The sequence below is a fragment of the Zarconia navalis LEGE 11467 genome, from assembly GCF_015207075.1.
In the GTDB taxonomy this organism is placed as follows: Bacteria; Cyanobacteriota; Cyanobacteriia; order Cyanobacteriales; family Geitlerinemataceae; genus Zarconia; species Zarconia navalis.
Window position 1 is genome coordinate 1 of sequence record NZ_JADEXN010000135.1, and the last position, 10,362, is coordinate 10,362.

Here is a 10,362-nt window from a genome sequence, read left to right on the forward strand (position 1 = left end):
CCCTTTAACGAGTGACTCGTCGGCGTACAGCGTTTCTTCTTCGGCAATCCGACCGCGAGCATCAACCCAAACCAAGGAAATGTGGGGCGCGGTCTCTCCTTCTAAAGAAACCAGGGAGAAGCTGCGCAAACTCCCCTCGCTCTTTATTCGAGGAACCCTCGCGGCATTCAAGTAAATGGTTCCTTCAGGGGCAACCTCGAGCGTCTCGCGCCGTTGGGTTTTGGTATGGCGAAGGTTGTGGTGCATATGACCGAATGTCACCAGGGGAATGGTTTTACCCAGTTGGCGCACCCGCAAAATCGCCACCTCCAAATCTCGATCGCCATGGTCGCCACCAATGGGTTCCCAGTCTTTGCCGCAGATATCTTCGGGTAAATCTCCCAAACCCGTCGGACCGTTGTGTGCTAAAAAAACAATCCGGTGGTGAGTTGCATCCTTCGCCGCCGAGACGATCCGTTCGACAGACTCTTCAAACGTGGCGACTCCAAACTGCTCTCGATAGAAATCTTGGTACTTCGTCCAACTCGAACCTCCCCAACTAAAGGGACGACCCCCAACCACCGTCAGTTGCAATTCGGGAAAATCGAGGGCGCGATACCCTACGCGGACTTCTTCGAGGAGATCGAGTTGTTCGGTCAGCCAATCTTCTTGAGGCCGCTGGTAGGGACATCGCTTGCGACCCCAAGGCGTTGCCGTGTACCAGGCATCGTGATTGCCGAAAATCGTGGCTTTGGGTAAATCGAGCTGGGCGATTTGGCGAACCACGGCGACGGACTCGTTACCAAAGTCGCCGACGAACAACACCAAATCGACCCCGAGATTTTTCAGGGCCGTCGCATCAGTCTCATCCCATTGGTCGTGAACGTCCCCGACCACAGCAATTCGGATGGGTTGCTCGCGATAATTCTCAGAGCTACTCATAGCTGGACTGTTTTATATTTTTCTGGATTATTTAGCTGGATTTTGGCGACGCTCTCTCGGGGCTGTTTCTAAATTCGAGTCTAACTCTATTGCGCACTGGGAGCGCAATAGCTGTTGACATCTCCAGCGAGGCGATCGGCATTTTCAGCGGTTTGAGCAACGGAAATTCCTACCTGTCGGACATTGGAAACGGCTTGTTTGACCTGTTGTTGACCGGTTTGGGTCATATCCGCCTCGTTTGCGAGAGTGAGAGCCTGCCCGAGTTTTCGAAAATCTTGAGAAAGTTCGCGATACACTCGCACGAAGTTTCCTCGATAGTGCCGAAGGTTGGGATCGCTGAGTTCCGCTCCCCCCAGTTTTAGGGTAATTCCTTCGAGTTCGCTTGCCAGTTGATGGGTCGAGATTTCATCCTGGGCTTGAAATGCCAGCACTTTTGCGTGACCTTCATTGAGGATTTCATTGAGTCGATTGCATTGGGCGACCTGCTTGGCCGCCAAAATATAACGGGAAATAAAGAACGTGACTCCGGCACTGGTCAGCAGTAGGGCGATCGCAATACTCAGTCGAGCGGTTCTCAAAGGGCGCTTGGATCTAGGTTTCATCCATATTATTCCAAAGAATTAACCCCTTACTGTAGCAAGTAAGCATGAATCTTTTAAAACATTCGTTATTAATTTTGATTAAGTACGATCGTCATGACTTTACGATCGTCGATTTCTCGAAAATGGTAACTTTTTTGTAAAATTAGATACAGCAGCAAAAATAATATGTTAGCTTTAAATTGTAACGCTACAGTTCAGATCCTCAAATGAACAAGAATCGCAAACAACTCATTCAACAAGCCGCAGCTAACCATCGCGCCACCCTCAGAAAATCTCTAGAACATCGCTTGGAATTAGCTAGAGCCAGTGGTAATGAAAAATTAATTCGTCTACTCGAGCAAGAAGCCAACTATTTAGGATAAGCGCGCAAGTCAAGGGCGAATCAAAATGGCAAGAGGGAATTTTTTCCCTCTTGTTTTTTTATGGCCGTGCGAAGTTGTTCGATCGCGCATTTTCCGGGAACACTTTGGGAGACAATGAAATGCAGTGTTAGGGGCCTAGGTCTATGGAACGCTTCACTTCGCGGATGCAGGCGGTGCAGTCGCCGATTATTCCCATCGTTGGAGAACTCATACGCCGCCATCCCGGCACGATTTCCCTGGGGCAAGGGGTTGTGTACTATCCACCGCCGCCAGAAGCCATGGCGGGTTTATCGGAGTTTCTCGCCGATTCGAGGCATCATTTATACGGGTCGGTGGTAGGGATTCCCCCGTTACTCGATACGATCGCGGCAAAACTCGAATCGGACAATGGAATTTTTTTGGATAATCGCCGCAGTATCGTCGTCACCGCTGGCAGCAATATGGCATTTGTGAATGCGGTGCTGGCAATTACCCAACCGGGCGACGAGATTATTCTCCCCACCCCCTACTATTTCAATCACGAAATGGCGATCGCGATCGCTAGTTGCCGTCCGGTACTCGTTCCCACCGACGAGAATTACCAACTGCGTCCGGAAGCCATTTTAGATGCCATCTCCGACAAAACGCGGGCGGTGGTGACCATTTCTCCGAACAATCCTACCGGCGCGGTGTATTCAGAGGATGCATTGCGCCAGATCGATCGTATTTGCGCCGAACGCGGGATTTATCATATCAGCGACGAAGCCTACGAATACTTTACCTACGACGGCACGCGCCACGTCTCCCCCGCCTCGTTTGCGGATAGTTTCGATCGCACCATCTCCCTGTTCAGCCTCTCCAAAGCTTACGGATTTGCCAGTTGGCGCATCGGTTATATGGTGCTGCCATCTCATCTGGTGGATGCCGTCAAAAAAATCCAAGATACGATTCTGATTTGCCCGCCAGTTATCTCGCAGTATGCGGCATTGGGGGCGTTGCGGGTGGGCGCGAGTTACTGCCGAGGACATCTCGAAACCATCGCTTCCATTCGGGAAATCGTTCTCGATGCCTTGAAACCCCTCACGGAGTTGTGTACCATCGCCCCAGCACGAGGGGCATTTTATGTGTTTCTCAAGGTGAATGCCCAGTTAGAAGCCCTCGAACTCGTCGAACGGTTGATTCGCGACTATCGAGTGGCGGTGATTCCCGGTACGACGTTTGGTATGAAGGATGGGTGCTATCTGCGGGTGGCATATGGGGCGCTGAAGCCGGAAACTGTTGCCGAAGGAATCGATCGATTGGTTCGCGGTTTAAAGGAAATTTTAGGGTGATGGCAGGTACTTTCGAGGTTATCCAATGGTGTTTGGCGATTTTAGCGGGCTTTTTAGCGCTAATTAACGGCATTGTTGCAATGTCCGATGGGGCGATCGTTCCGGTGATTTTATTCGCCTTAGCTTGCGCGATCGTTTTACCTCCACTTCAACCGTTTATCGAGGAAAAGTTCCCCTTTTTACGACCCGAACCGCTGAAAATTTTTCTCTGTGTTTTCTTGATGGCGATCGCCCCTTTCACATTTAGAAACGTTCTGGCGAGTTGGGGTGACGTTCGTTTGTGTGCGGTTCCCGAGTCGGGAGTTTGCACGGAAGATATCCGTATGTTTCCTCGCAATACTTCCACCCTTCAGATCGCGACAACTCCCAATTGGATTGCCCAGAAAACGGCGATAAATCTTGAACTGACCTATATCCCAGAACCAGGTCAAGTTGCGATCGTTCAAACCCAGACGACCCCTCTCAACGTCGAAAATGGAACGGCGCAGATTGAACTTCCTATCGAAAATTTACCCATTGGTTCTTACCGGTTAAATTTAATCTCGGAGAATAATGATTTTCCGGCAGAAGAATTAGAATTTACCGCTTGGGATTCCCCAGGAACCATCGACTCTCTTCAATCTCTCGAACCGTCTGCGGTAACTCTTGCCGGTCTAAAACTATGCCACCAAATGGAAGAACTCAGCAATCCGATGTTCGAGGCTTGGCAATGCCCCGTGGATGAATCAGTTTTTCCATCGCAAATGAAAGCGGCGATCGCCAATGTCAGCTTAAATAACGTTCGTGACCAGACCAATGTAACGTTTATTTGGCGCTATCTTGCCGATGGGGGAAAACCCGTAGAACTCAAAGAAACGAAATCGGTCGAAAGTAATATCAGTTCGATCGTTTTTACCTTAGCCAGTGAAGATGGATTTGCTCCGGGGAAATACGAAATTATGGTTTATCCCGAGTCTCAGAACGCGCAGCCGATTTTTAGAGTTTTTTCTGTAGAAGCGTAAATTGGATGCATTCGCGTTCGATTGATATCCAGCTATTAGCCTTATTTTAGGAACCAATATTTGAGTGATTCAATTTTGGGTGAGATATAGGTTATTCGTATAAATTTTGAATGAGGCGATCGTAAAACTGATATTTGAGTTGATATGCATATTCTTCAAGATTCATACAGTACAGTAAAGCTTCTTCTGATGACATTAGCCTTTGTAAGTGAGTAGCTAGTTCTTGAGAATGAGTCAGTCCACCCAAAAAACTTTCCTTGCCAATATCAGACTTTCTGCTGTCATGAATCATATGAAAATAATAAAACTCAGATCGAACTTTGCCATCCGATTGCTGATTGGATAAACGCTCGGAAATTCGCGACCAGAGACAGGAATACTCAACAGAAACAAGCACTTCCGCCCAAAATCTGAGAAACGCCACCAGCCCAACTTGACAATGTTCTCCGCCCAGACAATCGACCATCACTTGATAGCTTTCATCTCTAACCTTCTGAGTGACAGCCATTTCGGGTGTCGTTAAAATCATTTTCCGAGTTGCACCAAGATTAAGTAAATCTTGAAACAGTAACTCTCGATGAGAAGGCAGCGGAACGCCTTTCATATTGCGGGGAAATTCCTCATTTAAGATACCTCTAACGGTTTTTTTAATAGACTCATCGGTGAGGGCATCAATGACAAATTCATAAATATTAACAATAGAAAGTGATAGAAAGCGACGCTGAATGAGAATTTCTAACAGCTTCTGCCAAGACATTTCATCAATTTTTACGAAGAGCGGATGCGAGCTAAACTTCTCAATTAACGAACTTTCAAAAGAATTAATTTTTTCGAGCATAGTTTTTAATCGATGAATAAAATCTTCAAGTCATTTCTCCAATTTTTGTGGGGATCTGGGTGAAATGGGCGAGCCACTTGCCACATTAATTCAAAGTCTTGTTGTAAAGTCTGCGCTATCAGTTGATTTGATGTATTTAATGTCAGCTCTAATTGAAAGGTATTGACCGCGAGAGAACCATGTAGAAAGGGTGAAGCCAGCATATAATTACCCGCTCGATAAATTGCCAAAGAAGGAAGTGTATCGTATAGTTTAATCTCAAGGAGCTGGGAATTTTTTGAAAGACTGATAATTTGTTCTAAGGTCTCTAAATTTTCGATCGCACAATCGCAAATATTGATTTCCTCATGGCTATTCCCACGAGCATATCTTCTAAGAACATTCTCTCTGAGCTTAGCCGCTTCCGAGTAAGGCCAAGCTAGTAATATTCTAACTTGAATTTTATTTTGAAGACACTGAGTTAAATGCTCGCAATAATCATTAAGGTTGGGCGCAAATGTTTGCAAAATATCGACTTTTTTTAGTTCGATATCTTCTGAATGAATAATAGTATAGATTTCTTTGCCAAATTGATCCCGAGGGAAACTAGGATAAATATAAGTTAAGCCAATTTCCGAAAAAAATACATCTTTATTTTTGTACTGAATGTATTGCTCGATTAAATATTTATGAAGCTGCGGAAGCTTATATCCTTTGCCTGTTATCCTGAATTTTTTATAAATATTTTTAAGTCTTTGAGTGAAAGCTTCATTTTCTATTTTTGAATAGGATTCTATATAAGCATCAAGCAAATCATTTTTTGATTGGTTTCCACATTCATCTATGCACATAATAACGTCTACTTCAAGGGGTGTGAGTTCGTACTCTTGACGATTACATATTATTGCTAAAAAAGCTTTCCAGTTCATCAAAAAATTACTGATTAAACAAAATAGAGATCGTCTTTTATTTTATATTAAAACTTTCAAATATAAAAGATAGCGTTCATACTTTGATAGATGTAAGTTTCTCTCTGAAAACAGTTTTCTGAATAAAAATGACTGTCTCGAAGATATCGCAATTTTTAGTCTTGTGAGGTACACCCAAATTCTATTTCCTATTCCCCATTCCCTATTCCCTAAAACCAGAAACTCTGTACCTCATGAGTATGAGAAGCGCTATAAATATCCAGATGGCTGAGTTACACCTGGTTACACTTTCCCAATATTTACTTATCTCTAGAGGCGATCGATGATGATCGTACCTTTTTAGACTTTTTCGAGCAGACTGAAGCTGCACTCACCGTTGGCAGTTCTGACCCAGTAACACCCATGCAAACGCTATCTTTACACGAAAACGACGATATCGTTACCCAACGCTATCGAATCGTCACCCTTTTAGGTCAAGGTTCCATGGGGACGACCTACGAAGCCGAAGACCTCACCAACTATCAACGAGTGGCTCTCAAAGTTGTCTCGTTGCAACACATGGAAGAGTGGAAAGTGCTGGAACTTTTCGAGAGAGAAGCGCGAGTTCTGGCTCATTTAGAACATCCCGGTATTCCTAAATTTATCGATTGTTTTTGGGAAGATACCCCCGAAGATCGCCGATTTTACCTGATTCGAGAATTAGCATCAGGAGACTCTTTAGCGGCGTGGGTAGAAAAGGGTTGGCATCCCCAGGAAAGCCAGGTTCGAGAGGTTGCCCGTCAGGTGTTGGAAATTCTTGACTATCTGCATTCCCTCACGCCTCCGGTGGTTCATCGCGACATCAAACCAGAGAACATCATTCGTCATGCCGATGGTCGGGTTTTTCTGGTGGATTTTGGGGCAGTCCAGGATGTGTATCGCAATACCCTCACCCGTGGCGGGACTTTTGTGGGGACTTTGGGGTATATGCCGCCAGAGCAGTTTTTCGGTCAAGTGGGTGCGGCTTCGGATTTATATAGTTTGGGGGCAATGTTGCTATTTCTGCTGACGGGGGAATCTCCAGCGGATTTGCCGCAACGGCGGATGAAGCTTAAATTTCGCGATCGAATTGACGTTTCGACTGAGTTTGCCGATTGGTTGGAAAAGATGCTCGAACCGGCGGTGGAAGAGCGTTTGAAGTCGGTAAAAGATGCAGCGGATACTTTGCTAGGTCAAGTCAATTTGACCGATTTAACTGAACCTTACGAGAGATTCGGGCGAGTCATCCTCCAGAAAAACGATCGGCATTTTCTCTGCGAAATACTTCCCGATTGGATCGTAGTCTTAATTTCCTTAGCTATGTTGGCTATCCCACTTTGCTTGGTTATCGCCTTCTTACCTACTTCGTTTCCGTTATTCCCATTGTTATTGTTACTTGTGGGTTTTGGATTAGTAAACTCCGGGGGTCGGCAATACTTGAAGATCGATGGAAATTTTTTGACGATATCAGTTCGATTCGTCGGTATTACCGTCTATCGGCGTCAACGAGAGAGGGAAGATATTTCCCTAGTTGGGGTGGAAATTATTAGCAGTGGAGTAGGCAATAAAGTGACCTCGACAAGCCTAAAGATTTGTACGGGTTTTACCCAACATACCTTTGGTAGCAACTTAAAGCGAGCCGAGCAAGAGTGGCTCGCTTGCCAAATTTCTAATTTTTTAAATCTTGAAAACTCAAAATGGTCTTCATTTACAAATTAAGTAATTGAAATTCGTGTTTTTTTTAAATACGTTTTTATCCAAAGCTTTTGCAATTGTATGAAAACGATCTATTAACTATTTTTTTACCATGAAAAATTTAATTTATCCAGAAATGATTGTAGCAGACCACTATCGAATTGTTACGAAAATTGGTCAAGGGGCATTTGGAACCACTTACGAAGCCGAAGACTTGACGAATTACAAGCGAGTGGCGATTAAAGTGCTATCCTTACGGCAAGTTCAAGATTGGAAAGTCTTAGATTTATTTGAACGGGAAGCGAAAGTTCTTGCCCGCATCGACCATCGAGCTATTCCTAAGTACTTAGATTATTTCCATGAAGCTACCACCGACGATCGCCGATTTTATTTAGTTCAAGAATTAGTGAGTGGGGAATCTCTAAGTACGTTAGTCAAAAAAGGTTGGCATGGGAGTGAAGACCAAGTCCGAGATATTGCCCTGCAAGTCTTACAAATACTCGACGATCTGCACCAGATGCAGCCATCTATTATTCACCGAGATATCAAACCTTCAAATATTATTCGCCGTGCCGATGGTCAAATTTATTTAGTTGATTTTGGTGCGGTTAAAGATGTTTATCGTCAGACCTTAATGGGTGGAGAGACGTTTATTGGAACGCTGGGCTATATGCCTCCAGAACAGTTTCGAGGACAATCTTTTTTTGCTTCAGATTTATATGCGCTGGGGGCAACCTTACTCTTTTTACTCACCCATCGTTCTCCAGAAGAACTGCCTCGAAAACGTATGAGGTTTGACTTTCGCAATCGAGTTAATATTTCTCCAGAATTTGCCAACTGGCTGGATAAAATACTCGAACCGGCGGTTGAAGATCGATTTAAGTCGGCCAAAGAAGCTGCTAATGCTTTGCAAGGTAAAGTTAATCTCGCTGATTCAACTGCATCTTACGAGAAATTTGGATCGGTGATCTTCAAGAAAAACGCTCGGCATTTCGTCTGCAAAACTTCTTGTAATTGGTTCACAATTTTAATTTTTTTAGCTTTATCGCTTGGCTTTTTATTTACCATATTACATATTGTAGCTGCCCTATTATTCGGAGCATTTTTCTGTCTCATATCATTCTGTATGGCGTGTGAAAAATCTTTAAAAATTGATGAAGATTATTTAAATATATCGATTAAGTTTCCAAGTATTACTATCAGTAGAATTCAACTGCAAAGAGACAATATTTCTCTGATTCATGTGGAAGAAACTAGAAATAGTGAAGGAGATAAAGTTCTCCATTTAGTGATTCAGGCAGGGGTCAAAAAGTACTCTTTTGGCACCTTTTTAAATAAAGCAGAGAAAGAATGGCTCGCTGCCAAAATTTCAGATTTTTTAGGACTCAAACCATCAAAGTCAGCGATTCAAGCGATCGAAGTGTTGCAACATGATAAGAACGTAGAGAAAGTCGATCGCTCTTCTTCTCCAGTGGAAAAGGCTCCATCAAAAGGAACTTCCGTTATTCTAAATCGGAGCCAAAATCGGCTATTTTTGGACTTGCCGACCAACACGAACAGTAAAATCGGTGTGGGCTGTTTGACGTTTCTTTTCGTTTTCTCGATCTTCCCGTTTTCTGTCTCTTGGATTTTGAACTCATTTTCAGATTTTCATGCTTATCTCATTTTACTTTCTATTCCGATACTTTCTTTTTTAATCTCCTCATTCTTAATCGGTTTAACGAGTCAAGAGCTATCTAGGATTGAAATTGGGAATCGTCACTATTATTGTCTGTACGATCGACCATTAGGTCCCGTGAAAATAAGTGGAAAAACGGTAGATATTCAAGGATGTCGTTTGCAAATGACAAATGACAGCCAAAATGCTAAATGTCTACTAACGATCGATAATAAAGACTATGAATTAGGACTGTTATTAACAGTCGTCGAAAAGCAATGGTTAGTTGAGGAAGTATCGGATTTTTTAAAGATGCTTAAATCTAGACGAGACGAAAAAAAATTGAGCGGATAAATATTGCTCAAAACTCTAGATCGGAACAGGAATAATCTTTCGATCGACCTTATTGCACCGATCGCCCTAACGGCTGACAAGTTGGCTCTCGATGCCAAGGCGATCGCGCCCCCGGAATGCGGGCAATCAGTTCCACCTGTCCCTCGCCGTTGACGATCCAATTCGTGGCCTCCACCAAAGAAGACGCAGAATCGACAATCAAACCCGATGCGGCATTTTCTCCATTTTCCCCAGCCTCCAGCGGGCGCCAATCCGACCAAACGGGACGACTGCGCAGCGGTTGGGTAGGGTCTTGAGGCAAACCCCCCCGTCCGGTGACGATAAATTGACTGCCTTGATAATCGTCGCAACCTTGGGCGAGCAAACCCGTGGCATCAAGCAACTGGGCAGGCAAGGCCACCAATCCCATTCCCGGTGCGACATTGGGGGTTTGAATATCAACGATACCGTCGAACTGGGGACCGAGTTCTGAGGTGGCGGTAATGTCGCTTTCGGGCGTCAACTGTTGGCGAAATTCCGTGCCGAAAAGCCCGAGTGTAGTGATACTCACCCGTCCCCCCCGACTATCGATCGCATTGGCGCTGATATCGCTATTTTCCAATGCCACCAGGCTTTGGGTATCTATGGTGATATCACCACAGGGATCCGTTCCGGTGGAATTGGTGCTAATTCGACTTTGGCGGCGCAATATTAACC

The 10,362-nt window shown here is 44.6% G+C and carries 9 protein-coding genes and 1 pseudogene; 5 read left to right on the forward strand and 5 right to left on the reverse strand.

Annotation, left to right across the window (positions count from 1 at the left end):
* On the reverse strand, positions 1-921 hold a 921-nt coding region (locus IQ235_RS09220), incomplete at its 3' end, for a TIGR04168 family protein (RefSeq protein WP_264321182.1).
* Positions 922-1,007: 86 nt separating this feature from the next.
* Positions 1,008-1,523: a hypothetical protein gene (locus IQ235_RS09225; protein WP_264321183.1), complete on the reverse strand. Its 516-nt coding sequence runs from the start codon at positions 1,521-1,523 to the stop codon at positions 1,008-1,010.
* Positions 1,524-1,729: 206 nt separating this feature from the next.
* On the opposite strand from IQ235_RS09225, the gene pirA reads away from it, so the two are divergent.
* The 3 genes from pirA (at position 1,730) to IQ235_RS09240 (ending at position 4,196) form a co-directional block, all read left to right on the forward strand.
* Complete coding sequence (pirA, locus tag IQ235_RS09230; protein WP_264321184.1) at positions 1,730-1,885, forward strand: arginine synthesis PII-interacting regulator PirA; 156 nt, start codon at positions 1,730-1,732, stop codon at positions 1,883-1,885.
* Positions 1,886-2,028: 143 nt separating this feature from the next.
* The gene (locus IQ235_RS09235) at positions 2,029-3,195 is read left to right on the forward strand and encodes a pyridoxal phosphate-dependent aminotransferase (RefSeq protein ID WP_264321185.1); all 1,167 of its coding nucleotides are present in this window, start codon (positions 2,029-2,031) and stop codon (positions 3,193-3,195) included.
* On the forward strand, positions 3,195-4,196 hold the full coding sequence (locus IQ235_RS09240) for a hypothetical protein (protein ID WP_264321186.1): 1,002 nt from the start codon (positions 3,195-3,197) through the stop codon (positions 4,194-4,196). The genes IQ235_RS09235 and IQ235_RS09240 overlap by 1 nt, the downstream gene beginning before the upstream one ends.
* Before the next feature lie 91 nt (positions 4,197-4,287).
* Here the strand turns inward: IQ235_RS09240 and IQ235_RS09245 are convergent, their stop codons facing one another.
* Positions 4,288-5,034: a hypothetical protein gene (locus tag IQ235_RS09245; protein WP_264321187.1), complete on the reverse strand. Its 747-nt coding sequence runs from the start codon at positions 5,032-5,034 to the stop codon at positions 4,288-4,290.
* A 5-nt stretch (positions 5,035-5,039) separates the two neighbouring features.
* Positions 5,040-5,942 carry a hypothetical protein gene (locus tag IQ235_RS09250; RefSeq protein ID WP_264321188.1) on the reverse strand — a complete coding sequence of 301 codons (903 nt, stop codon included), beginning with the start codon at positions 5,940-5,942 and terminating at the stop codon, positions 5,040-5,042.
* A gap of 402 nt (positions 5,943-6,344) precedes the next feature.
* On the opposite strand from IQ235_RS09250, the gene IQ235_RS09255 reads away from it, so the two are divergent.
* Positions 6,345-7,679, forward strand: coding sequence for a serine/threonine protein kinase (locus IQ235_RS09255; RefSeq protein ID WP_264321189.1), 1,335 nt, complete (start codon positions 6,345-6,347; stop codon positions 7,677-7,679).
* An 88-nt stretch (positions 7,680-7,767) separates the two neighbouring features.
* Entirely contained in the window at positions 7,768-9,666 is a 1,899-nt protein-coding gene (locus IQ235_RS09260) for a serine/threonine protein kinase (protein ID WP_264321190.1), read from the forward strand.
* 49 nt (positions 9,667-9,715) lie between these two features.
* On the opposite strand, the pseudogene IQ235_RS09265 reads toward IQ235_RS09260, so the two are convergent.
* Positions 9,716-10,362, reverse strand: a pseudogene (locus IQ235_RS09265) (S-layer family protein); the annotation flags it as partial.

Coding starts and splice junctions, on each gene's coding strand:
- IQ235_RS09225 (WP_264321183.1), bottom strand. CDS start 1,523: ATGAAACCTAGATCCAAGCGCCCTTTGAGAACCGCTCGACTGAGTATT.
- pirA (WP_264321184.1), top strand. CDS start 1,730: ATGAACAAGAATCGCAAACAACTCATTCAACAAGCCGCAGCTAACCAT.
- IQ235_RS09235 (WP_264321185.1), top strand. CDS start 2,029: ATGGAACGCTTCACTTCGCGGATGCAGGCGGTGCAGTCGCCGATTATT.
- IQ235_RS09240 (WP_264321186.1), top strand. CDS start 3,195: ATGGCAGGTACTTTCGAGGTTATCCAATGGTGTTTGGCGATTTTAGCG.
- IQ235_RS09245 (WP_264321187.1), bottom strand. CDS start 5,034: ATGCTCGAAAAAATTAATTCTTTTGAAAGTTCGTTAATTGAGAAGTTT.
- IQ235_RS09250 (WP_264321188.1), bottom strand. CDS start 5,942: ATGAACTGGAAAGCTTTTTTAGCAATAATATGTAATCGTCAAGAGTAC.
- IQ235_RS09255 (WP_264321189.1), top strand. CDS start 6,345: ATGCAAACGCTATCTTTACACGAAAACGACGATATCGTTACCCAACGC.
- IQ235_RS09260 (WP_264321190.1), top strand. CDS start 7,768: ATGAAAAATTTAATTTATCCAGAAATGATTGTAGCAGACCACTATCGA.